This is a genomic window from uncultured Bacteroides sp. (genome assembly GCF_910586915.1).
GTDB lineage: Bacteria > Bacteroidota > Bacteroidia > Bacteroidales > Bacteroidaceae > Bacteroides.
This window is the reverse complement of sequence record NZ_CAJULN010000022.1, coordinates 1-26134: the sequence shown is the minus strand read 5'-3', so window position 1 is coordinate 26134 and position 26134 is coordinate 1. Positions and strand designations below refer to the sequence as shown.

Here is a 26134-nt window from a genome sequence, read left to right as displayed (position 1 = left end):
TTGTTTTTTTAAAGTTCAATTTCGAGGGTTGTCGTAATGTAGTCATACAGCAGGTTGAATTTCTGCATCACAAGCGGACAGTTGCCGAACCGTTCGGTAAACGTGTCTTTGCCCATGTTGATGATTGCTAACGTATAGGCGGCAAGGTCTTCGTCTTTGTTGCTTGGCGAGCTGAGGTACAGTCTTTCCGCGCCTTTGATGAATCCGTATTGCCCGATTTCCGCCACAATTCGTTTGCGTATGTTTTCGGCCTCTTCTTGGTCGCCGACGGCACCCGATGCAACAAGATATTCCGCGAAGTCGACCTCTCCATACCAGGATGTACTGTTGTCGTAAGGTGCTCCGTGGAACAACATATTGACATTGGCATTGCCATAGGTCTTTCTGTGCCACTCTTCGACGGTGGAACATTCTTTTAACTCGGCCCATTCTTTCCAATAGAAGCCGCTCGACACGTTTTCAAATTTCTTGCATAGAGCGTCGTTGGTTTTCACTTTCTGCAATATCATGTTGTTGATGATGGTTTTCGATTTTGAAATGATTTCCGCATTGTCCGTAATGTGGGCAATGTCGTATAATACCAATGTGCGGAAGCCGACAAAATAGTTCTGCGGCAGTTGGGCGTCGGGCGAGGAGGCTGTCAGCCCGTTGGCGAGCATGATGCTGAACGGACGCATGGAGCGGCTGCATACTTCGAGGTATTTTTCAACGAAAAGCAGGGCGTTCATTTTCTCCTCATCGGTTTCTATGTAGTCGTATTCATAGGTCAGCGACGTGTTGTACGAATCGAATTCCCAGTTCAAATCGACGGTTTCGTAATGCATCACAGGGTTTCCGTACCAGTCTTTGCCGATTTCTTTGGTGGAAATGGTGTCGTTGAAATATACCGGAACATTGTAGGTGTGGTATATCTGATACCGTTTGTGCTGAATCGGGTCGTTCGGGTTGTCGCTGATGGCGAATATGTCTTCCAAGACGGTTTTACCTTGCGGAATGTCCTCTTTGGAACAGGCTCCGAAAGCGAAGCATAGGGTGAGTAAGCAGATGAATTGTTTCATATCTTTATTGAACTCTTTTTTTTAGTGGAATGTTTTGATTACTTTTTGTCCTCTGTCTCTAATGGTTCTCTCGGGTCGCGCGGATTGTTGGGCAACGGAACCTTGTCGTAATCGAGCACTTTGCGCGGAAGACTGAATGTATAGGCGGGGTCGCCTGCCGGCAATCTGTAGTATTCGGTGGCGGCAAAGGAGAGGTTGTCGTTGTAGACGTTGAATACGTGGATGATGTCGCGCGAATAGGGATACCGTTCGCATACGGCATATCTCCGCAAGTCGAACCAGCGTTTTCCTTCGAAGCAGAGCTCCTTGCGGCGTTCGTTGCGTATTTCTGTCACCAACTCCTCTCCGTTGTATGTTTGGTCGGTGTATTCCTCTATGCGCAGGTGGCGCAGGGAGTTTAAGGTAGTGTTGGCCTCCGTTGTTTTTGACGGTTGCATGGCACACGCTTCTGCGTAGTTCAGATAAGCCTCGGACATACGCAGCATGAGCGCATCCGAGATGTGGTTGATATCGCCTTTCTGATATTTACGCAGACCGATGCTGTCGGTGTCGACTACTTCTTCAAAGAAACTGCTCTTGCGCTTGTCGCTGTTCGAATATAAGTCGTAGAGGTCGCGCGTCACGCAGTGGTCGCTTCTTTTGGCCGTGACCGACCAGTTGGTAACATCTCCTCCGATGGGGTTGGAACCTTGCGAGAAGATGATTTCCGGATTGTTGCGCGTGAGGAAAGGCTCCTCGGAAAGTGTGTTGATGGCTGCCAGGTCGAATAGGGGGCTTTTCATCACTTTCGCGGCTTCTTTTTCGGCATTCTCCCAGTCTTGTACGTAGAGGTAGACACGGCTGAGCAGTAAGGAAGCCGCTTCCCAGGTGGCACGATGCAGTCTGAATTTGCTTTGCTGGGGGCTTTCGGTCAGTAGTCTGGCAGCCTCTTTTAAGTCGGCGATTATCTGGTCGTAGACGACTTTGACGCTTGCCCGTTCAAATTGCCGATCGGCTGTTTTATCATATTCTACGTAGTTGGTGAGTTTCAGAGGGACGCACAGTTTGCCGGCACAAGTAGACGGTGCGTAGGCGTCGCCGTAAAGATTGGCAAGGATGAAGTAGAATTGTCCACGCAAGAAATAGGATTCTCCCTTTACGCGCAGGTATTTCTCATAATCGTCCGGTGTTTCGTGGGGCAACTCTTCGATTTCATGTAGAATGATGTTCACCACGTTGATGCGGTGATAGAGGTCGTTCCACGTCGCACTGTCGTCGGAATGACTTTTGGCCTGATAGCAGAAACGTACATCCTGCTGCCAGGCAAAGTAGCCGTACATACCGTTGACGGAATAATTGTAGTTGGGGTGTCCCACATTGCCTGTCTTATTCGTGCCTACGGTATTGATATCATCGTCAAGCATATTGAAGAAAAGACACGAACCGTCGTTCATTCCATACTTCTGTTGTTTGCTGGGCATATAGACCTCTCCGATGAGCAGTTCGTTCAAATCGTTGATGGTTTTGGGGACAATCATGTCTTGCGAATATTCGCTCAGAAAATCGCTGCAACCGCAAAGCAGTGTGGTTGACAGGCATATCCGGATTAAATTTCTTATATTCTTTTTCATACGTATGTGGTTTACAGTGTAACTTGAATTCCTAAAGTGTAGGTAGGGCGTGTGGACAGCACAGTGGAAGCGGAGAAACCGCTTTGACTGGGGTCTTGTCCTTTCAGTTGCCGCGAACAGATGGTGAACACGTTGTTGGTAGAGAAATCAACGGACAGGTTATTGAACGGGGTCTTCCGCAATTGCTCTGACTTGAAACGGTAGCGCAGACTGAGCTGCGATAGTTTCAGGTAATTGCCGGATACGACACGGATATCCGAATTGTCGTACATATTCCAAATGCTCGTGGCAAAGGTCTTGATTGTTGACAAATTAGCGTTTCTGGCACTCCAATGATAGGTATAGTCGGGATATTTCGGGTCGGACGGACTGATTAGTGCAGGATAATCGGTTCGGTGTTCGTCTCCCGGCACTCTCCATCGTTCGGTGAAGTCTTTGCGGATGTTGTTTTCTGAAGAGACGCCGCTCAGAATGTCGGAGTAGAGGTTGAACTTACGTACCTTATTGCCTAAGCTATAGGTGAAATTGGTGCTTAAGGTAAGTTGTTTCCATGTGAGGGTGCTGTATAATGCGCCTTGAAATTTCGGTTCGCGTGTGCCGCTCTTTACCAGTACCGTTTTTACCACTTGCTCTAGGTTCTTGTTTTGCAATAAGTGGCGGCGGTCGCTGTAGTCATCGAACAGAGGAGTTCCGTTCTTAGGATTCAATCCTAAGAATTCGTAGGAATAGAAAGTACCGATGGATTCTCCGCCGATAATGGCAGATCCGTTCAGGTAGTTATCGATGCTATAGTCGTTGATGACATCGTTTTCCACTTTGTTCTTGACAACGGAGTAGCTGGTCGACAGATACCATCGCCACTCCTTGTTGCGGATGGGATAGCCGTTGACGGAGATGCTGAAACCTTTGTTCATGATGTCGCCGCCGTTCATGACGAATGAAGATAAACCGTTGACGGTGGAGATGGGAACCGTGGTAAAGGCATCTTTCGTCTTTTTGTAGTAGATGTCCGAGGTTACATTCAGCCGGCTATCGAAAAGAGAGGTTTCTATACCTATATTGTATTGGTCGGTTTGTTCCCATCGCAGGTTGGGATTGGGAAAGGCGTAACGGTTGTTTACGTAGGCCACGGTGGAAGAGTTTTCACCATAATAAACGTTCATACTGCCTTGTTTGATAAGCAGGTTGGGGGTCTGTCCGTCTACCATGTTACCGGTTTTACCGTATGAGAAACGCAGGCGTATGTCGTTTATCCGTTCGTTGTCTTTGAGGAATGTCTCTTTGGCATTGAACATCCCCGAGATGGACCATATCGGAAGGAATTTTTCGTTACTGCGGCTTCCGAACTTGTTGGAAGCGTCAAACCGTCCGTTCATGTTGACGGTGAAGTAATCGCCATAGCTGTAGGAGGCTGTGAGGTAGCCGCTTAGTTTGTTGGTCTTTTCGGAAACCATGTTACGATGGGGCATGACGAGCCATTTGGCATATTGCGGGTATTCCAACACTTCTTCCAGTGTTAAGGATTCGATGTATTTCATACCTCTGTCTTTGTAGTAGCCTCGTGTCTGGTCGTTGTAACCGTTGTTGCGGAAGGTGTTCAACTCATAACCTAACGTGCTGCTGAGCAGGTGTCTTTTGTTGCTGCCTAAACTTTGGTGGTAATTGGCCTGAATGCGGAATGTCACATTGTCTGTGATATAATTGCTCGTGTTCAGTACGCCGCCGTAGGGCAAGTCGCATTTGCCGTCTTCGCCCTTTTGCGGAGTGTCGTCTACTTCACCGTTCTTTAATTGTGCTACGTAGTTTGACTTCTCTCCGTACCATGTCTCTGTTGTACTCGACGAACGTTGATAGGCCATCGTGGCGATGACGTCAAAAATCTGTTGGTATTTGTATTGCAAATCGAATGCTGCGAGGAGCTGGTTGGAGTTATACGTTTTGGAGGTATTCTCCATTTCGTTGATAATGTTGTAATTGTACTTGTAATAATCTGTGTCTTTATTATTGCCCACATTGTATGCATGGCGTTTGTAGTAATAGAGCGAGCCGTCCGGATTGTAACAGGGCAGGGCACGGGTGGTATTGTAGGCGTAATCCAATGCATTGATTTCATCCGGCAGGTAGTTTTTCTTTGTAATGTTGCCATTCAGCCGCACGTTGATTTGGAGAGACTGGCTGATGTTGCTCTGTATGTTGAGCGATGTGGTGTAGCGATCGTTATATTGGGTCTTTACGACACCATCTTCGCCGGTGTATCCTAAGGATGCGTAATAACGGGTGTTTTCGTTACCGCCGGATGCACTGACCGTATGAGTGTGGGTCCATGCATCTCTGGATAAAATCTTGAACCAATCGGTGTTTGCATTTTCAAAAAAACGTACCTGGTTCTGAAATTCATCGAAGTTTATGTTGCCTTTCAGATAGTTGTTGTAGGCTCCTTCGTATCCAACCATTGTCATATTGGAGGGGAAGGCGTAGTGTAAGTCGCATAAGTCTTTTCCGAATTGTATGCGTTCCTGCGAATTCATCAGGTTGATATTGTGGTCGGTATATCGGGGGCGTACAATAAGTTTCAGTTGTCCGGAGTAATTGATGCTTGGTGCCCCGATGTGTCCCTTTTTGGTCGTAACGACGATTACACCGTTGGCGGCACGCGTTCCGTACAGAGCTGTAGCGGCAGCGTCTTTCAAAATGTCTACACGGTCGATATCTTGCGGGTTTATTCCGGAGATGGCATTACCGATGTAGTTGATATAATCGGGGTCGTTCAATTGGTCGGTGGTGATGTCTACCGGATCGGACAGAGGGATACCGTCCAATACCCAAAGCGGTTCGCGGTTGCCCACCAAAGTGGAGGTTCCTCGAATGCGCATACGGGCGGTAGCACCTACTTCACCCGAATTCTGCATAAAAATCATGTCCGGAACTCTACCTTCCAATGCTTGGTCAATGGAGGTCATACCGGGCATCAGGATATCATCCATCTTCAACGAGGTGATGGCACTTGTTTTCTTACGGGCATCTATATTGCCGTAGCCGGTGACTACCACTTCGTTGATTTCATTTTTGGAGGGAGTTAATACGAACTTGTAGTTTGTTCTTTCTTTGCCGATTTGCGATTTCATCTGTGTGAATCCTATAAAACTGGCTTTAATCACAGCTTTTCCACTGTGCATGGCGGCATTGGGAACGTGGATGGTGAAATTGCCGTTAATATCTGTCGAGCTTCCCCAATGCTTGAAATCGTAGGTGATGGCTACCGTTGCACCGGGAAGAGGCTCGCCCGTGTTGTCCTGTACTATTCCCGTGATGGTGCAATAGTTTTTTTTCTTGATGGCTTCGGGCGATTTCGGGTCGAGATAAACGGTGATAAACTCTCCTCGTTCTCTAAATAAAAGAGGAGTACCTTGTAGAATCTGTAACAGAGCTTCGTGTATGGTTTTGTTCCGTATCGTAACGGTTACTTTATACGGAGCTATGTCTTCGTGACTGAAACTGATTTTTTGATTTCCCGTTTGGGCCACTTCCTTTAATACCGATAGCATAGGCTCATCGTGAACATCTAAGGAAATTCTTTTTTCTTGCGCAAGTATTTGCAGGGCGGTGCATAAATACAGTAGCAGAATAAGCCCGAATTTCATCTTCTTCATAACTTCTCTTGATTTAATAAATTATAGAAAACTTTCAATATTCTATATTTATTATCGTGAAATAGGAGAAGGCGGGTGACAAGGAAATGATGAAATAGTTACTTTATGTATGCTTTTTGTTTCAAAATGGACGTTATATGCATAAAATGCAAGAAACGGTTTCGTTGTTTGTTGCTTATCCGGCAGTTTTGTTCTGTTAACGTTTACTGATAAATACTTGATTGGTTGATGTGTTTATCTGCACTTTTACCGTTCCTATCTGATTGAGCATTTCCAATGTCGTTTTTAAACTTTCCGATCGTTTGGCCCAGAAAGTGAAGCGATAGTGTTTGATGTCTTCGTCTTTGAAGATAATGGTGGTGTTGTACCATCGTCCTAATATTTGCATGAGACTGAGGAGATCGGTTTGTTCAAAATAAAACAAGTCTTCTGTCCAGGCGGTAAATTCACGCGGGTTTACCTCTTTTTTGATTATACTGTTGGATGAGTCGTATTCTGCATCTTCGCCGGGCAACAGAATTTCCTGTTGCAGCGACAGGGTGTCTTTGACAAGCACTTTTCCTTCTATCAGGGTGATATGTTTTACGTCATTTGCATACGAGCGGATGTTGAAAGCCGTACCTAAGGCTTGTGTACTGGTAGTGTGATGCTTGACGATGAAAGGACATTGTGGATTGTGCGCTACTTTGAAGTAGGCTTCTCCCTTCAGATGTACGGTACGCGTGGAATCGGTGAACCGGGAAGGGTAAGTTAAACGGCTTTCGGCGTTTAACCACACTTCCGTGCTGTCGTCGAGTCGTATTTTGACGCTTTTCCCACGTGGCGTAGTCAGAGTGAGCAGTTCTGCATCGGTGGCAGAAGAAAGAGTCTTTGGTTGTGTGTAATCGAGAAAACCAGTACGGACAACCGATGTTTCTCCTTTCTCTGTAGAGAGGAGAATGGTGCGATTCTCTTGCTTCGATTCGGTGACTATGGTTGTTTCCGGCTTTATGAGTATGTCGGACAGGCACATTTCGGTTTCGATTTCCTCAACGGTTGATTGGGGAACGGTTAGGTATAAATATAGTCCGGCGGATAATATAAGCAGCAAGGAGGCTGCAACGCTTATCGGTTTCCAGTAGTGGAGGGAGCGTTTTCGTTGGTTCCTCTGTCTTACCCGTTTCCATTGAAGTTCTACATCAGGAGTGTTTTCCGGAAGCAGGCGACGTTCTGCCTCGCGGTAGGCGAGCAGTTCTTCGAACAAGTCTTTGTTAGCTTGGCTTTCTGCCAGCCATTGTTGCAATTCTTCCGACGACCGCAATTCGGGAGTTGATAATGCGGAGAATACAAAGTCCGGTATGTTATCTATTGGGTTCATATGATGGCTGTCTTTTTATTATAAATCGTTATATGTTAGCTGAAAGGGTGATATGTTCCTTCTTTTTTTGCGTATTATTAAGACTTATTCGTTGTTTTTCTTACGTAATAGTGACAGTGCTCTTTTGATATGTGTTTTTACAGTGTTGATGCTTATTTGGTTTTCATCGGCTACATCTTTATAGGTTCTCCCTTTCATGAAACATTCGTTGAAAATGTTGTGGGTCTGGGGAGGGAGTTGCCGGATGTTGTCCATGATACGTTTGATTTTCTGTTCTTGCCTGATTGTTTCTACGATGGAGTCGGTGCATAGGTCGGATAGCAGGAGCAGGTTGAGTTTTTTTTGTTCCGCTTCTTTTTTGCGCAGGTGGTTTACGCAGTAGTTGCGTATTAGGGTGTACAGAAAAGGGAGGGGAGAAGCACCCAAATCCAGTTGGTCGTATTTCTCCCAATAGTAACAGAATACATCGTTGGTAATGTCGGCGGCGTTTTCCGTATCGTTGACATACCGAAGCGCGTAGTAGAAGAGTTGCTTGTAATGTGTTTTGAATAGAATCTCGTAGTCTCTTTCTTTCTCCGTTTTTCTTTTCATGTTATTCTTCTACCCGACTTACTTGCTTGATATTCTGAATCTTCTTCAAATTATTGCAAATTGTTTTCACATCTTCCACATCGTGTACCCACAGTTGTATTTTTCCTTCGAAGATGCCGTCTTCGGTTTCTATGGTGAGTTTGCGGATATTTACATTGAGTTGTCTTGATATGACTTGTGTAACTTCGTTCAGCAGTCCCATACAGTCTATACCTTTTATATATATATAGACAAGGAAAGAAAGTTCTTTATGTGTGTCCCACTCGGTTGCCAATATACGGTTGCCATAACTGCTTTTCAGTTTGGCGGCAATGGAACATTGGCGTTTGTGAATGATAATCCGGTCGTTTTCGTCCACATAGCCTAATACATCGTCACCGGGAATGGGGTGGCAACATTCGGCCATGATGTATTTCTTTTGCAGACTTTCTTCGGTCAGTTTGAGTATTTGCTTCGGATTGATTTTTTCTTTCTCTTGCGGCTCTTTCTCTTCCTGCTGTTTTTCTTTATTGCCGAAGGAGAAAGTGAGATACTTCATCCAATTGCTGGTTTGTTTTTCTTTCAGTTCATTTTTGTCCGCTTCTCCCAAGATGATGGCTTTGCTTCCGATGGCAGCCAGTAACTCTTCTTCATTCTTGGCATTATGCAGTTTGCGTAACTTTTCAATAACCGTTTCTTCCAAATGGATTTCTTCTTTCTTCAAGAATTCGTTGAGAATCTCCTCACCGATTTTTTGGTTTGCTTTCCGTTCTTTGCGGAGAATTGCCGCTATCTTGGTACGGGCGCGGGCAGTGGTTGCAAATACTTCCCATTGAGGCTGTACGCGCTGAGACTTGGATGTGAGTATTTCCACCTGGTCGCCGCTTTGCAATTTGTGGCTTAGCGGCACTAATTTATGATTCACTTTGGCGCCGATACAATGACTGCCGATATCCGTGTGCAGGGAAAAAGCAAAATCAAGTGCCGTTGAATTTTGCGGCATGGTTTTTAGTTCCCCTTTCGGTGTGAATACAAATATTTCGGAAGCAAACAGATTTAGTTTGATAGTATCAAGGAAATCAATGGCATCCGGTTGCGGGTCGTCCAATATCTCTTTGATGGTCTTTAGCCATTTTTCCAGTTCGCCTTCATCTTCACTGCCTCCTCCTTCTTTGTATTTCCAGTGGGCGGCAAAGCCTTGTTCGGCCACATCGTTCATTCGTTCGCTTCGGATTTGGACTTCAATCCATTGTCCGTTGTTGGCCATTAAAGTGACGTGCAAAGCCTGATATCCGTTTGCTTTAGGATGGCTTACCCAATCGCGCAGGCGGTCGGGATGAGGCTTGTATATCTTGGAGATAGAGACGTAAATGTCGAAACAATCGTTGAGCTCTTCTTCTATGTTACGTGGTTCGAAGATGATTCGGACAGCCAATAAGTCGTAGATTTCTTCGAAAGGAACGTGCTTGGTTTGCATCTTGTTCCAAATGGAATAGATTGATTTCACCCGGGCAAGTATCCGGTATTTCAATCCCATCTTGTCCAGTTGTGTACGGATGGGAGCGGTGAAGTCATAGAATACCTTGTCGCGTTCGGCGGCGGTAGCGTTGAGCTTCTCTTCTATTTCCGCATATTCTTCCGGGTGTTCGTATTTGAAACTCAGATTTTCGAGTTCGGTCTTTATCTTGTAAAGCCCTAACCGATTGGCCAATGGAGCATAGATATACAAGGTTTCACCTGCGATTTTGTATTGTTTGTTGGGCAACATGGAACCGAGGGTGCGCATATTATGCAGGCGGTCGGCTATCTTGATAAGGATGACACGGATATCATTTGACATCGTGAGAAGCAACTTCTTGAAGTTTTCTGCTTGTGCAGAAGCACGATCACCGAAAATCCCACCGGATATTTTGGTCAGTCCGTCTACAATTTGGGCTATCTTCGGACCAAAGATATTTTCGATGTCTTCCACCGTATAATCTGTGTCCTCCACTACATCGTGTAGCAGAGCGGCACAGATAGAAGTAGAACCAAGCCCGATTTCATTGCAAACAATGCTTGCTACGGCAATCGGGTGCATGATATAAGGTTCACCGGAACGGCGCTTGATTCCTTTATGCGCCTGGTTGGCAAAGTTGAAGGCTTTCGTTATGATTTCAACTTTCTTACGGTGTTTGGTGCTGAGATAATCATTCAGTAGTTTCTGAAACGCCTGATTGATCATTTCTTCATCCGTTATTTCTTTTGGGGGCAGATTATCCATAATTGTGATCCTTTCATTTGCTTGGTTTTGCAAAAATAAGCAAATTTCCAAACGATGCAAGCAGGAGACCGTTTATTTGTATATTTTCAATCGTTTTCCTGCTGAAATTTTGGTGTTGGAAAGTCCGTTCCATCGTTGGATGTCTTTCACTGTGACACCATATTTCCCGGCAATGGTTGACAAAGTGTCTCCACTTTTTATTGTATAATAGGATAATTTTCCCTTGCCGACAACGGCTGTTGTTGTTTTACGTGTTGTTGGCGTATCTTTTACCGTCACGGTTTTACGGTTGCGGAACAGTTCGTCGGCGCGATGCGCATAGATGGTGTCTTGTTTGTCAATAAAGTTGCTGATGGCTTCAAGAGGCAATCGCAGTGTATAAGGTTTGCTATCTCCCGGAATTATCATTTTTTTATATTGAGGATTCAAACTTTTAACCTGGTCTAATGACACATTGCAAAGTTCGGCAATCTGTTCGAAATGCAGGTTCTTATTGACTTGTACAGTGTCTGTACTTGCCGGAATATCGGTTTCCATTGGACAGATGTTATGGTCGCAGTAATAAGTCATCACATAGTTGGCTGCAATGAAGGCAGGAACATATCCACGTGTCTCTTTGGGCAGATAATTATAAATTTTCCAATAGTCAGTCTCGCCATTAGCACGCCGGATAGCTTTGTTGATAGTGCCAGGACCACAGTTATAGGCCGCAATCACAAGGTTCCAGTCTCCGTAGATGGCATACATTTCTTTCAGGTAACGTGCAGCAGCCCAAGTAGCTTTTATAGGATCGCGCCGGTCGTCTACCAAACTGTTTGATTCCAGTCCGTAGATTTTACCTGTTCTAATCATAAATTGCCATAATCCGGAAGCTCCCGCACGGGATACGGCAGAAGGATTCAATGCAGATTCGATAATGGGAAGGTATTTCAGTTCCAAAGGCAGTCCGTATGCATCCAGTGCTTCCTCAAAAATCGGCATATAGAAGTTGCAGGCACTCAGCATGAAAGAAACCTGATTGCGCAGGCGTCCTGCATACATATCAATGAATTTGCGTACAATGTCATTGTAAGGCATTTCCATGATAGCCGGAATGCGTGACAAGCGGTCGATGTAAACAGAATCGCTGAACTGGGGATTGATGTCTGCCGTGCTGCAATCTTTGCTTAAGTTAATGTAATTCTTAGCTTTCCAGTCGCTCAACAAACTGTCGAGAGGATATGTCATACTTTTAGGCAAGTCGATGCTTTCTTTACGTTCAGTTCCGTTTTCACGGATTACTACATCTACACTTTGTGCTCTTACTTGAGACGTTGCTACCAGTAAAAGAAAAATAACCGAACAATAGTTTACTAATTTCTTCATGCTTCAATAATAAGATCAATCTAAATTGTATTTTCTAAAAACGTAATACGCATTGCAAACCAACCGACTTGTTTCTCAGGCTATTGGAGCGGAAAATGTTGTTATTGTCCATAACAGCCGGTTCTACTTTCATGCTCAAATCGGGGGTTATATCGAAATTGGACAACTCTGCATCTACATAAGCGTCGACGATGGAGATGAGGTAAACTCCGATAAATGCAAATATGCTGAGGTCCCGGTAACGCCGGAACATATCTTTTCTTCGTTTTAATGTATTTTTCAATTGCTCCTCGTTGTAAGTTGCGTTGGGAGGCAACAGATCTTCGTAACTTTTGGTATTCGGATTGCTATCCATGATGTCCAAATAAGCTTGCGAATAATCTTTGTACATCTTACCGTTCCAGCTCAAGGCGTAGGCACAACCGGCAAATCCACCATATATAATAGGTAACTTCCAATATTTTCGGTTGTAAATTTGTCCGGCGCCGGGGAAGACGACGGCAAGCCAAGTTGCTTTGGTTGGGTTGGGGATAAAAATCTTCTTGTTGATATCTTGTGCGGGCGGAACGCTGTCTGCATTGGCAACAATTGGCATCGGTTGTTCTATCTTTTTCAACTCCTTCTTGTTGGCTGCGTCCAAACTATCCGCTATCTGTATTTGGGCAACAGACATACTATCAATGGCTGGAAATTCTTTGGAGGGTATAATCTGAATAGAATCTTTCTTTAGCGAATCTTCCACAACCGGTTTACGGTGTCTGCGTGCGCGGGCTTTTGGTGCTTCCCGTTGCACGACGGTAGTATCTTTTTGCACCGAAGTTATGGTGGATTGTGCAAACACATCAATCCCTGCCACCTGTAATAAACAGAGAAGCAGGGTGATGACGAGTGACTGATATTTCTTACTTTTTCTAATCATTTACTTCTTTAGCGTGTCGAAGATTTCCATGATACGTTCCAATTCCTCCTCATTGCCGAACGGAATACTGATTTTACCTTTCCCTTTTTCAGAACAGGTAAGTTGTACTTTGGTGTTGAAAAAGCCTGAAAGTTGTTGTTTCAGTAAGTTAAACTCTTCCGGAAGTTTGGCACGTTTCGGAGCTATTTTCCGCGTACCGCTTTTCACAGCTTCTCCTTCACTGAGTGATTTGACTATTTCTTCTACTTTACGTACCGAATATCCGTGTTCTTGAATCTCTTCGAATACTTTGACTTGCAGTTTGGGATCGCCTAACGAAATGAGTGCACGTGCATGACCCATATCCAACTGTTTGTTTTGCAACGCCATCTGTATGGGAGCCGGCAATTTCAGCAGGCGCAGGTAGTTGGCAATTGTTGTCCGGTTTTTGCCGATACGTTCGCTCAGACGTTCTTGTGTCAGTTCGTACTGGTCGAGCAAATGCTGGTAGGCAAGTGCGATTTCCACGGCATTCAGGTCTTCGCGCTGAATATTCTCAATTAGCGCCATTTCCATCATGTTTTCGTCGTCTGCGGTACGGATATAGGCGGGGACTGTTTGCAGTCCGGCTTTTTTGGAGGCGCGGTAGCGGCGCTCTCCGGCGATGATTTGATATTCATCTTCCGAGACTTTGCGTAAAGTAATGGGTTGGATAATACCGATTTCTGCAATTGAATCAGCCAATTCCTGTAAGGCCGTTTCATCAAACTCGCGGCGTGGCTGGTTGGGATTGACAGTAATCTTCGACAACTCTATTTCACTAATGGAAGAAGAACCTTCGGTTTTCACATCATCCATTGAGAGTAAGGCGTCAAGTCCGCGTCCTAATGCATTTCTTCTTTGTGTTGCCATATCTTCTTCTTTTATTTATTTCGGTTGATAATCTCTTTGGCAAGGGCCAAATGGTTTTTGGCGCCGGTAGAGTCCGCATCGTAAAGGATAGTCGGGATACCGTAGCTGGGAGCTTCGCTCAATTTGACATTCCGTTGTACAACAGTGTTGAACACTAATTCCTGAAAGTGACGTTTCACTTCATCGTAGATTTGGTTGGCCTGGCGCAGACGTGAGTCGTACATTGTGAGAAGGAAACCTTCGACCTCCAGAGCCGGGTTCAGTTTCGATTTGATGATTTTAATGGTATTCAGCAGTTTGCTGATACCTTCGAGTGCAAAATATTCGGCTTGTACGGGGATAATCACAGAGTCGGCTGCTGTCAGGGCATTGATTGTGATAAGTCCCAACGAAGGCGAACAGTCTATCAGTATATAGTCATATTCTTTTTTCAGGGGAGTAAGCACTTCTTTCAGAATCTTTTCGCGATTTGGGAGGTTCAGCATTTCAATCTCTGCTCCTACGAGATTGATGTGCGAAGAGATTACTTTTAAAGAATCAATTTCCGTGTCAAGGATAGCGTCCTGTACGTTGGCTCTGTCAATAATACATTCATAGATAGTGCATTCCGACTGCTTGATGTCTACTCCCAGACCGGAAGAGGCATTAGCTTGCGGGTCGGCATCTATCACGAGTACCTTTTTTTCGAGTGTAGCAAGCGACGCCGCGAGGTTAATCGTAGTCGTTGTTTTTCCTACACCGCCTTTTTGATTGGCCAAAGCAATAATTTTTCCCATATTCTCTAATTTTATTGGCGGCGAAATAAGTGATAAATCCTTAGAGCGCCTACGAAAAAAGAGAAACTTTGCAATTTCTGTTGATAAGTCACCTGTTTTGTTAATAACTGCCGGACGGAGCAGTTACAAAACCGAGTCGGGTTCTTTATCTGCTTATTCTCTTTCTGAGCCTGCAAATATACATATTTATATTGGATATTTATTTCTTTTTTTGCTCGCTTGCAGAAGATTAAGATTTGTAAACGGGTAAGGGCAGGAGGGATGGGAGGCTTTCGTGTCCGGCAGAAAGTAGGTTTGGCAATACAGCTTCTTTTTGCTACTTTTGTGCAAATATTAAATAGGAAAGGAGTGAATATATGGAAAATGAAAAACCGTTGATTCTTGTTTCAAATGATGATGGCGTGATGGCTAAGGGTATTAATGAGTTGGTGAAGTTTCTTCGCCCTTTGGGGGAAATCGTTGTGATGGCACCTGACTCGCCGCGTTCGGGGAGTGGTTGTGCTTTGACAGTGACTCAGCCTGTTCATTATCAACTGGTCAGGAAAGAAGTGGGGCTGACTGTATATAAATGTTCGGGAACACCGACTGATTGCATTAAACTCGCGCGCAATACGGTGCTTGACCGGACACCGGATTTGGTAGTAGGTGGTATTAATCATGGTGATAATTCGGCTACCAATGTGCATTATTCTGGTACGATGGGAGTGGTGATTGAAGGTTGTCTGAATGGAATTCCTTCTATCGGTTTCTCTTTATGCAATCACGGTTTTGATGCTGATTTTTCTGCTACAGCTCCTTTTGTCCGCAATATTGCCGCGATGGTACTGGAAAAAGGACTTCCTCCTTTGACTTGTCTGAATGTGAACTTTCCGGATACTGCCGATATAAAAGGAGTGAAAATCTGCGAGCAGGCAAAGGGACGTTGGGTAAACGAATGGGCTGCTTGTCCCCGTCCGACCGACTCCAATTACTTTTGGCTGACCGGTGAATTTGCTGACCACGAACCTGGCAATGGAAAGAACGACCATTGGGCTTTGGCCAACAGTTATGTAGCCATCACTCCGACTACTGTTGATATGACAGCTTATAACTTGATAGACGAACTTAATAAGTGGTTTGATTAATGAAATATTATCTGATTGTCGGCGAAGCATCCGGCGACTTACACGCTTCTCATCTGATGGCTGCCTTGAAGGCGGAAGATCCGCAAGCCGATTTCCGTTTTTTCGGGGGTGACTTGATGGCAACCGTTGGCGGAACAATGGTGAAACATTATAAAGAATTGGCCTATATGGGTTTTATCCCCGTATTGCTCCATTTGCGCACGATTTTCGCAAACATGAAGCGTTGCAAGGAAGATGTCGTCGCCTGGAGCCCCGATGTGGTTATTTTGGTAGACTATCCGGGATTCAACCTTGATATAGCCAAATTTGTTCGCGCCAAAACTCAGATACCGGTTTACTATTATATCTCTCCGAAAATATGGGCTTGGAAAGAGTACCGCATCAAGAATATAAAACGAGATGTGAATGAACTTTTCTCCATTCTTCCCTTTGAAGTGGATTTTTTTGAAGGCAAACACCGGTATCCCATTCATTATGTGGGAAATCCGACGGTAGATGAAGTGGCTGCCTGGCAGGAAGCAAACCCGGAAGACTTGACAGGATTTGTAACAGAGAATCAATTGGAAAATAAGCCGATAATTGCCCTCTTGGCAGGAAGCCGTAAACAGGAAATAAAGGATAATCTGCCGGATATGTTGAAAGCGGCCTCTGCTTTTCCTGCTTACCAGCTTGTTTTGGCCGGTGCTCCTTCCATTGCTCCCGAATATTACAAACAATACATCGGTGATGTGAAAGTGAAAATCGTTTTCAATCAGACATATCGCCTTTTGCAGCATTCGGATGTTGCTTTGGTCACTTCGGGAACGGCCACTCTTGAGACGGCTTTATTCCGTGTTCCTCAAATTGTCTGTTATCATACGCCGATAGGCAAGGTTATTTCCTTTTTGCGGCGTCATATTCTGACGGTAAAGTTTATTTCGTTGGTTAATTTGATTGCCGATTGCGAAGTTGTGAAAGAATTGGTAGCCGATACGATGACCGTGAATCATATACGGAGTGAACTGAAGAATATACTTGAGAATGAAGAGTATAAGAACCGAATACTCAAAGGATACGAGTCGATGGCTGAACGGTTGGGACCTGCCGGTGCCCCTCGCCATGCTGCGCACACGATGATATCACTGTTGAAAAAATAACCTTCTTTTTCTGAATAAACGTAAAGCCGATGCAGTAAATGCTCGGCTTTTTTATTTATACTACAGAAGATTAAAAAAGAAAGGAACAGATATGAAAAAAATTAAGTGGTTTTTAGGTGTCCTTGTGTTGGCATTGGTGCCGATGTTGCAGTCGTGTGATGATAACGACGGCTACTCTATCGGAGATTTTAGTTGGGATTGGGCAACTGTTCGTACAACGGGCGGTGGCGGTTATTATTTGGAGGGTGACCGTTGGGGAGTAATTGATCCGGTTACCACTTCTATTCCCTGGTATAAACCCGTAGCCGGTGAGCGTGTTGTGGCATTTTTCAATCCCTTGTATGATGTGGAGAATGGTGTCCAGGTGAAGATGGAAGGCATTCAAAATGTCTTGACCAAAGAGGTGGAAGAAATGAAAACCGAAGAAGAGGCCGAAGAATTCGGAAACGACCCTATCGTAATCTATCAGGGCGATATGTGGTTGGGAGGCAAGTACTTGAATATCATCTTCAGGCAGGACAGACCTCGTGCTGAAAAACATCGTATCAGCCTTGTTCAAGATCTGATTGAAGTAGAAGAACCGACCTCCGTTCGAGTAGGAGAGGATGGCTATGTACACTTGGAGTTGCGTTATAATACGTACGGCGACAAGACCGGCATTTTTGGCTGGGGACGCGTATCTTATAATCTGGAGAAATTCTTTCCTGCACCCGAAGATTCCTGGGTAGCTCCGAAAGGCTTCAAGATTACAATAAATTCAGAAGAACATGGAGAAGGAAGAGTTGTAGTAATAGACTTGAATCATCCGGTGGGAGTGCCGGAGAAGGCAAAGGATGTACATTCTACTTCTTCAATCCGATAACCTCTGACTATGAATGGACAAAGGTCGGGAGCTTTACCGAAAGCATCCCGACCTTTGTTGTTTTTAACTTGGTTTCGTTTGAATGAAAATCTGCTGTTTTCACTCTCCATATGACTGATTTGCAGGATATATATGTCCGACTTTCAGCGCATATATGTCCTACCTCCAGCATCTATATGTCCTGCGTTCAGCATCTATATGCGCTGTAACCTGTTGATTATTAAGTTGTAATTGCTTAAACCCAAGTCAAGGCATACAAGTAGACTACTGCTGCCGGAATAGCCATTAGGGCACTGTCGAACCGGTCGAGCATTCCGCCGTGTCCCGGAAGGATGTTTCCGGAATCTTTAACGTGTAGTTGGCGCTTGAACAAAGATTCCGTCAAGTCGCCCCATGTACCGAATACAACCACTACCAGCGCTAATCCCGCCCACTCCGGCATGGACATAAACGGAAAATAGTGCGCAAGTATAAAAGACACACCGATAGCTACCACTCCGCCGGCGATAGAACCTTCCCAGGATTTTTTTGGGGAAATACGTTCGAAGAGCCGATGCTTGCCGATGAGTGAGCCGATGCAATATGCGCCGGTGTCGTTCAGCCACAGGAAGATGAAGATAGATAACGGTAAAATCGGGTTATAACTGACACTGCTATATTCCGGATTGTTATGAAACGCCAGTATGTTCAGCATGGCAAAAGGCAAACCGATGTAAAGCTGGCTGAGCATGGAGTACGCCCAGTTGAGTACCGGATTCTCTTTTTTGAGGTACAATTCGCTAATCATCATGTAGAGCAGCAAGAGCACGTATGGAATAAAAATGCTTGAACCGGCCGGACTTGCGTTGGTGCAAAATCCCATTATTGCAAGGAACAGATAGGCTCCTCCCAACATGGCGATGGTTTTGTTTATTTTTACTCCTTCTACCCGCATATTCACCAACTGCCCGAACTCGTAGATGGTCAGTGCGCTGATGATAGTGAACAGAATACCGAAACTCAGCGGATTGTAGAGGATGCACCCCACCAGGATGGCGACAAAGAGTACACCCGTAATAGCTCGTTTTATAAAATTGTTAATCACAATCAGCGTATTTAAATTAGTTGTTCGCTTCCTTTTCTTTTTCCTCTTCTTTCAGTTTCTCGACAAGTTCTTGTTCGGCCTTTGCTGCATTCTGGCTCTCTTTGGCTGCCATGATTTCTTCCGAACGGGAAGCCCACGGGCGTTTTCCGAAGATGCGTTCGACGTCTTCCGCAAAGATTACCTCTTTGTCAATCAATAGCTGAGTCAATTCGTTGTGGCCTTCTTTGTGCTCGGACAATATCTGCTTGGCGCGTTCATACTGCTCGTTTATCATCTTCTTGACTTCTTCGTCAATAAGTTCGGCTGTCTTTTCGCTGTATGGACGATTGAAGGAGTACTCGTCGTTATTATAATAGCACAGATTCGGCAACTTATCGCTCATACCTAAATAAGCAATCATTCCGTATGCTTGTTTGGTGACTCTTTCCAAATCGTTCATGGCTCCTGTAGAGATGCGTCCCATGAATAAGTCTTCGGCTGCGCGTCCTCCAAGCGTTGCACACATTTCATCGAGCATTTGCTCTTTGGTAGTAATCTGTCGTTCTTCGGGCAGATACCAGGCTGCACCTAATGCACGTCCGCGAGGGACAATCGTTACTTTAATCAACGGGTTGGCATATTCCAACAGCCAGGATATGGCAGCATGACCTGCTTCGTGCAGAGCAATGGAGCGTCTTTCGGCTTCGGTTGTAATTTTGGTTTTCTTTTCCAATCCACCGATGATACGGTCGACGGCATTCAGAAAATCCTGTTTGCCCACGAACTTTTTACCATGACGTGCTGCAATCAGTGCGGCTTCGTTGCAGACGTTGGCAATGTCTGCTCCTGAGAATCCCGGAGTTTGGCGTGCCAGTAAGTCTACGTCTACTGTATCGTCTATCTTAATCGGGCGCAAATGCACGCCGAATACCTCCTTACGTTCATTCAGGTCGGGCAGGTCTACGTGTATCTGACGGTCGAAACGTCCGGCGCGGAGCAATGCTTTGTCCAATACATCTACGCGGTTGGTGGCGGCAAGGATAATGACGCCACTGTTAGAACCGAATCCGTCCATCTCTGTCAGTAGTTGGTTCAGCGTGTTTTCGCGTTCGTCATTTCCACCCATTGCCGGATTCTTTCCACGTGCGCGTCCTACGGCGTCTATTTCATCAATAAAGACGATGCAAGGAGCTTTCTCCTTAGCCTGTTTGAACAAGTCGCGGACGCGGGAGGCGCCTACACCTACAAACATTTCCACGAAGTCGGAACCTGCCAAAGAGAAGAATGGTACGTTTGCTTCGCCTGCAACGGCTTTGGCAAGCAGTGTTTTACCGGTTCCCGGAGGGCCTACCAGCAATGCTCCCTTAGGAATTTTACCACCTAAGTCGGTATATTTCTGAGGCTCTTTCAAGAACTCGACAATTTCTTCCACTTCTTGCTTGGCTTCCGCCAGACCTGCTACATCTTTGAATGTGACCTTGATGGAACCGCCTTTTTCAAAAAGTTGTGCTTTGGATTTTCCTACGTTGAATACACCGCCGGGACCACCGCTGCCGCTGCCACTCATGCGGCGCATGAAGAACATCCATACGCCAATCAATAAGACTAACGGAAGTATTTGTATCAGGATACTTGGAAATAAATCCGACTTGGGCGGATATTCCGATGTTCCGTCAAAATGACCGGCTTCTTTTTCTGTTTGCAGAAACTCCTCCAGTTTGTCGGTCGACGGAGCTCTACTTGTAATGACGGGATTGCGTCCCACTTTTGTGGAGTCTGCACCGAATACGGCGCCTACAGCGCTTGGTTTTAGGAAAGCTTCGATTGTTTTGTCTTCATATCCCAGTATTTTGCTGATATATCCCTCCTTTACATAATTTTGGAGTTCGCTATAACCAACCTCTTTGACTCCCACGCCTGCCGAATCGCTACCCCACCAAAGGCCGAGAAGCATCAGGGCAATAATCATGTACATCCAGTTCAGGTTGAACTTCGGCAAATTAACCCGGTTGTTAGGGTTATTGCTGTTACTATTGCTGTTATTGTTGCTGTTATTATTATTGTCCATAATTATAAATTAATCTAAGTCGGGGATTTGGGTAAGTTTGGCATCTGCCCAAAGATGCTCGAGGTTATAGAAACTTCTTGTTTCCGGCAAAAAGACGTGTACCAGTACATCCGAATAGTCCATAGCTACCCATTCTGCATTCCGAAGTCCGTCAATGGCAAACGGTTTGCTGTCTGCCCCTTTGCGTGTCGATTCTCTGATTGAATCCACGATGGCGTTCACTTGGTTGGGTGAGTTTCCCTGACAGATAACGAAGTAGTTACAGATGGTATCTTCTATACTGGTTAGGTCGGCAATAATGATGTTTTTACCTTTTTTTTCTTGAATTCCTTCTTTTATTTTTTCAATTAATACTTTAGTATCGTTCATTCTTGCAATTGAAATTAATAATTCATGTTCTTTTAGTTTATAACAACGAAAGACTACTCTTTGTTTCTCATTATAAACGTGATATTTTTGACAAATATACGCTGATTTATTTGGATACAAGAAAGTTATACCTTAATTTTTGTGTTTTTTAGTGGAGATAGTTGCCTGTAGAAAACTAAATTGAAGATTTTTGCAAAAAAAATAGCGGAAATGTTTTGATTTCACAAATTATTTGTATCTTTGCACCCGCAAACGAGAAACATTGGGCTATGGTGTAATGGTAACACTACAGATTCTGGTCCTGTCATTCCTGGTTCGAATCCAGGTAGCCCAACAAAAAATAATAAATCAAATCCCCTGCAAAGAGCTATTTTTTGCAGGGATTTTTCGTTTTAGGGGAGATGCATTTACCGACAGGTCGGCTTAGTTTGAAACTCTAAGTGGGTAGATAACAAAACAGGCTTTATCGTCCATAGAAGCGATAAAGCCTGTCTTATGTGTCTTAAATCGGCAGAAGGATTACTCTTCTTCCTTTATTGATTCGTCGATAACCTTGATTTTCTGCAATACCAGTTCCAAGTCAGCTTTCAACTTATCTACTTTGCGGTTCAGTTCTGTCAGCAGGCTGCTGCCTTTCTTGGAGGTAGAAGTGAGGAAACCTAAGTTGTTTTCGTAAGTTTGAAGTTCATTCTTCATGTTTTCGTAAGCACGTGCCAATTTCTCACGTTCCTTATACAGAGATTGCGGACCGTTACTTTGTATGTTGCTGATATTCGAACGGAAGTTGCTGAGCTTCTTGTTTGAGTCAGTGATATTGAAGCGGTCGAACAATTGGTTGATAAGGTTATGATATTGCTTGTACAGTTTATCTTTTTCCTTAAATGGGACATGACCGATAGTGTTCCACTCTTTCATTAAGTTGCGTACGAGTGTGTTGGCCTCTTCGATATCCATATTTTCGTCAATGGCAGATAACTGTTCGATTAACGCTTTCTTTTTTTCCATATTCTCTATCTCTACGGAACGTTGGGAAGAAGTAGCTTTATTCTTCTGTTCAAAGAAATAGTCGCAGGCTGAGATAAAGCGTTTCCAAACAGCATCCGAATGTTTCTTCGATACCGGACCAATGGTTTTCCATTCTTTTTGGAGTTTGCTCAGTGCATCAGCCGTTTTTTTCCAGTCAGTGCTGTCTTTCAATGCTTCCGCTTTTTCACAGAGAGTTTTTTTCTTTTCCAAGTTTACGTTCATTCCCTCTTTCAAACTCTTGAAGAATTCTCCTTTTTTCTTGAAGAAGTCATCGCAAGCATGACGGAAACGCTCGAAAATTTTCACATTCATCTTTTGTGGTGCAAAACCGATGGTTTTCCATTTGTTCTGTAGAGCGATAATCTCTTGGGTCTTGTTTTCCCAAGCGGCAAATGTTTTCAGTTCGCTGTATTCTATTGATTCTACGATTTCGCAGATAACGGTCTTTTGATCCAGGTTATGTTGTTCCGCTTCCTTCAAAGATTCGAAGTGCTGTTGGTGGCGGCGGTTGACGGCGGCAGAGGCTACTTTAAAGCGATTCCAGATTTCATTGCGCAACTCTTTCGCTACCGGTCCTGTATCACGGAATTCCTGGTGTAACTTTTGAAGCTGGTGGAAAGCCGAAACTACATCTTCTTCGTCAGCCAACTTTTCGGCTGCTTCACAGAGATGTGTTTTTATTTCCAGGTTCTTTTTGAAATCATATTCACGGAATTCATTGTTCAGTTTCAGCAAATCGTAGAATTTCTCCACATATAGTTGATAGTTCTTCCAAAGTTCGTTTACCTTGCCTTGTGGAACTAATTTCGTTTCATTCCATTGCTGTTGCAACTTCTTGAATTCCGTATAGGATTTGTTGGTATCATCACCGGATTCCACCAACTCTTTCAACTCTTCGATAATGGAAAGTTTAACTTGCAGATTCTCTTCTTTCTGTCGTTCCAGTTCGGCTGCCTTTTGACTGCGCTTGTCCTTGATGGCTCCCATCAGACGCTTGAACTCCTCTTCTGTCGGGTCTGCTTGAGGAACAAAATCCTCAATGGCACCGCCATTGTCTGTAAACTGTTTCTTAGCAGCTTCCAGCTCGATATTGTGTAACTTGTAGAATGATTGTTTCAGATTGTCAATATCCTGCTTGTTCGTATTCTCGGCATCCTGCGCAAGTTCTTTCAACAGGTTGAGTACCTCTTCCTTAGTGGCAGGTTTGTGAACTGCTTCAGGTTGAACTTCGGCGGTAATTTCTTCAGTCGGAGTCTCTGTAACGGGGGCAGAAACCTCAACTGTTTTCTTTTCTACTTCTAATTCCCCTTGATTCAAGGGTTGATTAGTGTCATGAGCGTCCATCATTGTATATTAGTTTTAGGTCACAAATTAATGAAATAAAACGATTACTTCATACTGTTTTGCTTGTTTTTTTTAGTTTATTCCGTTTTTATGATAACAAAACTGTAATTCCCATATACAACATCATACCTATGATGTCGTTTGTAATGGAGATAAACGGTCCTGTCGCAATGGCAGGATCTACTTTCAGCTTTTCCAATGTCATAGGTACTAAGGTTCCGAATATGGAAGCAAACATCACTACTGCAAATAGGCTGATGGATACGGAGTAAGTGACCGTAGCTGTTGCACCGAACCGGATAAAGTTGTAAGTATATACCAGCAGCGAGATGATAGTGGCATTGATTAAAGCTACTACCGATTCTTTTGCGATTTGTTTGAAAGTATCTTTGGCGTCCAGCGAGCTGTTGGCCAATCCCTGTACGATGATAGCCGAGGATTGCGTACCAACGTTTCCTCCCGTTCCACCGATAAGCGGGATGTAGAGTGCCATTTCCGGATGAATGGCGAAAGTGGAGTCGAAATTGCCTAATATCATCGAGTTGCCGATTCCACCGAGCATACCGATAAGCAGCCACGGAAGGCGCGCTGTAGTCTGCCTGAGTACATTATCGTCCGTTTCTACGTCTTGCGAAAGACCGGAAGCCAACTGATAGTCGCGTTCCGACTGTTCGCGTACTTCGTCCATGACGTCGTCGACGGTAATCTGCCCGACGAGCCGTCCGATGCTGTCGACTACGGGGATAGCTACCAAGTCGTACTTCTCAATCGCCTGCACCACCTCTTCGATAGGTGTGTCCACGTGTACTGAAATCGGGTCTTTCTGCATCACGTGCTTCACTTTGGATACGGAAGGAGAGGTAATCATCTTCTTGAGCGGGAAAATACCTCGCAGACGTTCGTCGTCGTCGATGACATATACATAATAGATTTCATCCAGCTCCTCCGCTTGCTGGCGCATCTCTTTCAGACATTCGGGCATACTCCAGTTCTCATTGACAAGCACCATTTCCGTGCCCATCAGACCGCCGGCCGTATTTTCGTCATACTTCAACAAGTCGACAATGTCGCCTGCCTGTTCGATATCCTCGATGTGCGAAAGAATCTCTTCCTGTTTGTCCTCATCGAGTTCGCGCATAAGGTCTACGGCATCGTCCGTATCCATATAGTCGACAAAACGCTTGGCGATGGTCTCCGAAGGAAGCATTTCGAGAAGTTCTTTACGTGCGTCCTCGTCCATTTCGACCAATACGTCGGCGGCTACTTCGTTATCGAGCAGCCGATAGATGAATTTGGCTTCATCCGGGCTGAGGTCGTTGCATAATTCAGCGATGTCGGCCGGATGGAGGTCGATGAGAAGTTCTTTTACCTTATCAGCTTCTTTCTGTTCGATAAAATGCTTTACGTTGTCGATGTATTCCTCGTTCATTGTCGTTCTATTGCAAAAGTGTTAATGCTTGTTCCACTTTGTTGGTCAGGTCGATAAATTCCTCTACCGACAGTTGTTCCGGGCGTTTGTTGAATAGTGCGTCTTCCGTGAGCGGGCATTCCTTGCCCAAAATTGGTTTGATGGAGTTGCGCAATGTCTTCCGGCGTTGGTTGAATGTGGTTTTCACTACTTGCTTGAAAAGTTTTTCGTCGCATCCCAATTCGCGGGTATCGTTGCGCGTCATGCGGATGACGGCGCTTTTTACTTTTGGGGGCGGGTTGAACACGTGCTCGCTTACGGTAAACAGATATTCCACTTTATACCATGCCTGTATCAATACGCTGAGAATGCCGTACGTCTTGCTGCCCGGTCCGGCGGCGATGCGTTCTGCCACTTCCTTCTGAATCATTCCCGTGCAGCAGGGTATGATGTCCTTATTGTCGAGCATCTTGAAGAAAATCTGGCTGGAGATGTTGTACGGATAATTACCGGTCAGCACGAAAGGCTTGCCGTCGAACAGGCGGTTGAGATTCATTTTCAGAAAGTCGTCCTCAATGATATGCTCTTCCAGTGAGGGATAGGCTTCGCGGAGATAGGCAACCGATTCATAGTCAACTTCCACGACTTTCACCAACCGGTCTTTTTTTACTAAAAACTGAGTCAGTACTCCCATGCCGGGACCTACTTCGAGGATGGGCAGTTCGGGGAAAGTGTCGACTGTGTCGGCAATATCCTGCGCCACTTTCAAATCTTTCAGAAAGTGTTGTCCGAGAAACTTTTTAGGCTTTACTAATTTCATTTACCAACTAAATAATTACTTTTGCAGCCGACAAAGGTAACTCTTTTAAATGAAGAACGTGCCACTATTAGGAAAATAAATGATGTGTCGGCGAAGCTGATTGAAGAATAAAAGATGAAGGGATTGTTAAAAAAGACACTGAAATTGATATTGCCGGTTGTTTTGGGCGGTTTTATTCTGTTTTGGGTATATCGTGGCTTTGACTTTGCGAAGGCAGGTGATGTACTGCTGCGTGGCACGAACTGGTGGTGGATGCTTTTCTCACTGTTGTTCGGAGTGTTTGCACAAGTGTTTCGGGGCTGGCGCTGGCGACAGACGCTCGAACCGTTGGATGTCTTTCCGCGAAGGAGCGATTGTGTGAATGCGGTCTTTGTCTCCTATGCTGCCAGTCTGGTGATTCCCAGAATCGGTGAGGTGAGCCGTTGCGGTATATTGGCTAAATATAATAATGTGTC

Annotated in this window: 19 protein-coding genes, 1 tRNA gene and 1 pseudogene; 5 read left to right on the top strand and 16 right to left on the bottom strand. The window is 44.8% G+C overall.

The window, feature by feature from the left end; all coding sequences use genetic code 11:
- Positions 1 to 8 precede the first annotated feature (8 nt).
- From QZ331_RS09245 to QZ331_RS09200, 10 genes are all read right to left on the bottom strand, one after another.
- Positions 9 to 1058: a hypothetical protein gene (locus tag QZ331_RS09245; RefSeq protein WP_294629621.1), complete on the bottom strand. Its 1050-nt coding sequence runs from the start codon at positions 1056 to 1058 to the stop codon at positions 9 to 11.
- Positions 1059 to 1096: 38 nt separating this feature from the next.
- Positions 1097 to 2668, bottom strand: coding sequence for a RagB/SusD family nutrient uptake outer membrane protein (locus QZ331_RS09240; RefSeq protein ID WP_294629620.1), 1572 nt, complete (start codon positions 2666 to 2668; stop codon positions 1097 to 1099).
- Between the two features lie 11 nt (positions 2669 to 2679).
- Entirely contained in the window at positions 2680 to 6318 is a 3639-nt protein-coding gene (locus QZ331_RS09235) for a SusC/RagA family TonB-linked outer membrane protein (protein WP_294629619.1), read from the bottom strand.
- Between the two features lie 196 nt (positions 6319 to 6514).
- Positions 6515 to 7675: a FecR domain-containing protein gene (locus QZ331_RS09230; RefSeq protein ID WP_294629618.1), complete on the bottom strand. Its 1161-nt coding sequence runs from the start codon at positions 7673 to 7675 to the stop codon at positions 6515 to 6517.
- A gap of 84 nt (positions 7676 to 7759) precedes the next feature.
- Positions 7760 to 8266 (bottom strand): RNA polymerase sigma-70 factor, encoded by a 507-nt coding sequence (locus tag QZ331_RS09225; RefSeq protein ID WP_294629617.1) that lies wholly within the window; start codon positions 8264 to 8266, stop codon positions 7760 to 7762.
- Between the two features lies 1 nt (position 8267).
- Positions 8268 to 10508, bottom strand: a complete 2241-nt coding sequence (locus QZ331_RS09220; RefSeq protein WP_294629616.1) for a RelA/SpoT family protein — start codon at positions 10506 to 10508, stop codon at positions 8268 to 8270.
- A 72-nt stretch (positions 10509 to 10580) separates the two neighbouring features.
- Complete coding sequence (locus QZ331_RS09215; RefSeq protein ID WP_294629615.1) at positions 10581 to 11873, bottom strand: lytic transglycosylase domain-containing protein; 1293 nt, start codon at positions 11871 to 11873, stop codon at positions 10581 to 10583.
- Between the two features lie 34 nt (positions 11874 to 11907).
- Positions 11908 to 12792 (bottom strand): DUF5683 domain-containing protein, encoded by an 885-nt coding sequence (locus tag QZ331_RS09210; RefSeq protein ID WP_294629614.1) that lies wholly within the window; start codon positions 12790 to 12792, stop codon positions 11908 to 11910.
- A complete protein-coding gene (locus QZ331_RS09205; RefSeq protein ID WP_294629613.1) occupies positions 12793 to 13683 on the bottom strand; it encodes a ParB/RepB/Spo0J family partition protein in 891 nt (296 codons plus the stop codon). It abuts the gene before it with no gap.
- Between the two features lie 11 nt (positions 13684 to 13694).
- Positions 13695 to 14459, bottom strand: a complete 765-nt coding sequence (locus tag QZ331_RS09200; protein ID WP_294629612.1) for an AAA family ATPase — start codon at positions 14457 to 14459, stop codon at positions 13695 to 13697.
- 356 nt (positions 14460 to 14815) lie between these two features.
- Here QZ331_RS09200 and surE point away from each other — a divergent pair, with 356 nt between their 5' ends.
- The 3 genes from surE (at position 14816) to QZ331_RS09185 (ending at position 17581) form a co-directional block, all read left to right on the top strand.
- Positions 14816 to 15583, top strand: a complete 768-nt coding sequence (gene surE, locus QZ331_RS09195; protein WP_294629611.1) for a 5'/3'-nucleotidase SurE — start codon at positions 14816 to 14818, stop codon at positions 15581 to 15583.
- Positions 15583 to 16719 carry a lipid-A-disaccharide synthase gene (gene lpxB, locus QZ331_RS09190; RefSeq protein ID WP_294629610.1) on the top strand — a complete coding sequence of 379 codons (1137 nt, stop codon included), beginning with the start codon at positions 15583 to 15585 and terminating at the stop codon, positions 16717 to 16719. Before surE ends, lpxB begins: the two co-directional genes overlap by 1 nt.
- 91 nt (positions 16720 to 16810) lie before the next feature.
- The gene (locus tag QZ331_RS09185) at positions 16811 to 17581 is read left to right on the top strand and encodes a NigD-like protein (protein ID WP_294629609.1); all 771 of its coding nucleotides are present in this window, start codon (positions 16811 to 16813) and stop codon (positions 17579 to 17581) included.
- A gap of 235 nt (positions 17582 to 17816) precedes the next feature.
- Here QZ331_RS09185 and QZ331_RS09180 read toward each other — a convergent pair whose 3' ends face one another.
- The 3 genes and pseudogenes from QZ331_RS09180 to rsfS all read right to left on the bottom strand — a co-directional run bounded on the left by QZ331_RS09180 (position 17817) and on the right by rsfS (position 21081).
- Positions 17817 to 18665 (bottom strand): phosphatidate cytidylyltransferase, encoded by an 849-nt coding sequence (locus QZ331_RS09180; RefSeq protein ID WP_294629608.1) that lies wholly within the window; start codon positions 18663 to 18665, stop codon positions 17817 to 17819.
- 25 nt (positions 18666 to 18690) lie between these two features.
- A pseudogene (ftsH, locus tag QZ331_RS09175) lies at positions 18691 to 20712 on the bottom strand (ATP-dependent zinc metalloprotease FtsH); the annotation flags it as partial.
- A gap of 9 nt (positions 20713 to 20721) precedes the next feature.
- Positions 20722 to 21081, bottom strand: a complete 360-nt coding sequence (rsfS, locus tag QZ331_RS09170; protein WP_294629607.1) for a ribosome silencing factor — start codon at positions 21079 to 21081, stop codon at positions 20722 to 20724.
- Between the two features lie 263 nt (positions 21082 to 21344).
- Here rsfS and QZ331_RS09165 point away from each other — a divergent pair.
- A tRNA-Gln gene (locus tag QZ331_RS09165) sits at positions 21345 to 21415 on the top strand.
- A gap of 185 nt (positions 21416 to 21600) precedes the next feature.
- Here QZ331_RS09165 and QZ331_RS09160 read toward each other — a convergent pair.
- The 3 genes from QZ331_RS09160 to rsmA all read right to left on the bottom strand — a co-directional run bounded on the left by QZ331_RS09160 (position 21601) and on the right by rsmA (position 25679).
- Positions 21601 to 23454, bottom strand: a complete 1854-nt coding sequence (locus tag QZ331_RS09160; protein ID WP_294629606.1) for a DUF349 domain-containing protein — start codon at positions 23452 to 23454, stop codon at positions 21601 to 21603.
- An 85-nt stretch (positions 23455 to 23539) separates the two neighbouring features.
- Positions 23540 to 24880, bottom strand: coding sequence for a magnesium transporter (gene mgtE / locus QZ331_RS09155; protein ID WP_294629605.1), 1341 nt, complete (start codon positions 24878 to 24880; stop codon positions 23540 to 23542).
- A 7-nt stretch (positions 24881 to 24887) separates the two neighbouring features.
- Positions 24888 to 25679 (bottom strand): 16S rRNA (adenine(1518)-N(6)/adenine(1519)-N(6))-dimethyltransferase RsmA, encoded by a 792-nt coding sequence (gene rsmA / locus QZ331_RS09150; protein ID WP_294629604.1) that lies wholly within the window; start codon positions 25677 to 25679, stop codon positions 24888 to 24890.
- A 114-nt stretch (positions 25680 to 25793) separates the two neighbouring features.
- Here rsmA and QZ331_RS09145 point away from each other — a divergent pair.
- A partial coding sequence (locus tag QZ331_RS09145; protein WP_294629603.1) for a lysylphosphatidylglycerol synthase transmembrane domain-containing protein occupies positions 25794 to 26134 on the top strand: 341 nt, incomplete at its 3' end.

Bases quoted from the DNA above. Each gene is read 5' to 3' on its own strand.
- QZ331_RS09245 (WP_294629621.1), bottom strand. From the start codon at position 1,058: ATGAAACAATTCATCTGCTTACTCACCCTATGCTTCGCTTTCGGAGCC.
- QZ331_RS09240 (WP_294629620.1), bottom strand. From the start codon at position 2,668: ATGAAAAAGAATATAAGAAATTTAATCCGGATATGCCTGTCAACCACA.
- QZ331_RS09235 (WP_294629619.1), bottom strand. From the start codon at position 6,318: ATGAAGAAGATGAAATTCGGGCTTATTCTGCTACTGTATTTATGCACC.
- QZ331_RS09230 (WP_294629618.1), bottom strand. From the start codon at position 7,675: ATGAACCCAATAGATAACATACCGGACTTTGTATTCTCCGCATTATCA.
- QZ331_RS09225 (WP_294629617.1), bottom strand. From the start codon at position 8,266: ATGAAAAGAAAAACGGAGAAAGAAAGAGACTACGAGATTCTATTCAAA.
- QZ331_RS09220 (WP_294629616.1), bottom strand. From the start codon at position 10,508: ATGGATAATCTGCCCCCAAAAGAAATAACGGATGAAGAAATGATCAAT.
- QZ331_RS09215 (WP_294629615.1), bottom strand. From the start codon at position 11,873: ATGAAGAAATTAGTAAACTATTGTTCGGTTATTTTTCTTTTACTGGTA.
- QZ331_RS09210 (WP_294629614.1), bottom strand. From the start codon at position 12,792: ATGATTAGAAAAAGTAAGAAATATCAGTCACTCGTCATCACCCTGCTT.
- QZ331_RS09205 (WP_294629613.1), bottom strand. From the start codon at position 13,683: ATGGCAACACAAAGAAGAAATGCATTAGGACGCGGACTTGACGCCTTA.
- QZ331_RS09200 (WP_294629612.1), bottom strand. From the start codon at position 14,459: ATGGGAAAAATTATTGCTTTGGCCAATCAAAAAGGCGGTGTAGGAAAA.
- surE (WP_294629611.1), top strand. From the start codon at position 14,816: ATGGAAAATGAAAAACCGTTGATTCTTGTTTCAAATGATGATGGCGTG.
- lpxB (WP_294629610.1), top strand. From the start codon at position 15,583: ATGAAATATTATCTGATTGTCGGCGAAGCATCCGGCGACTTACACGCT.
- QZ331_RS09185 (WP_294629609.1), top strand. From the start codon at position 16,811: ATGAAAAAAATTAAGTGGTTTTTAGGTGTCCTTGTGTTGGCATTGGTG.
- rsfS (WP_294629607.1), bottom strand. From the start codon at position 21,081: ATGAACGATACTAAAGTATTAATTGAAAAAATAAAAGAAGGAATTCAA.
- QZ331_RS09160 (WP_294629606.1), bottom strand. From the start codon at position 23,454: ATGATGGACGCTCATGACACTAATCAACCCTTGAATCAAGGGGAATTA.
- mgtE (WP_294629605.1), bottom strand. From the start codon at position 24,880: ATGAACGAGGAATACATCGACAACGTAAAGCATTTTATCGAACAGAAA.
- rsmA (WP_294629604.1), bottom strand. From the start codon at position 25,679: ATGAAATTAGTAAAGCCTAAAAAGTTTCTCGGACAACACTTTCTGAAA.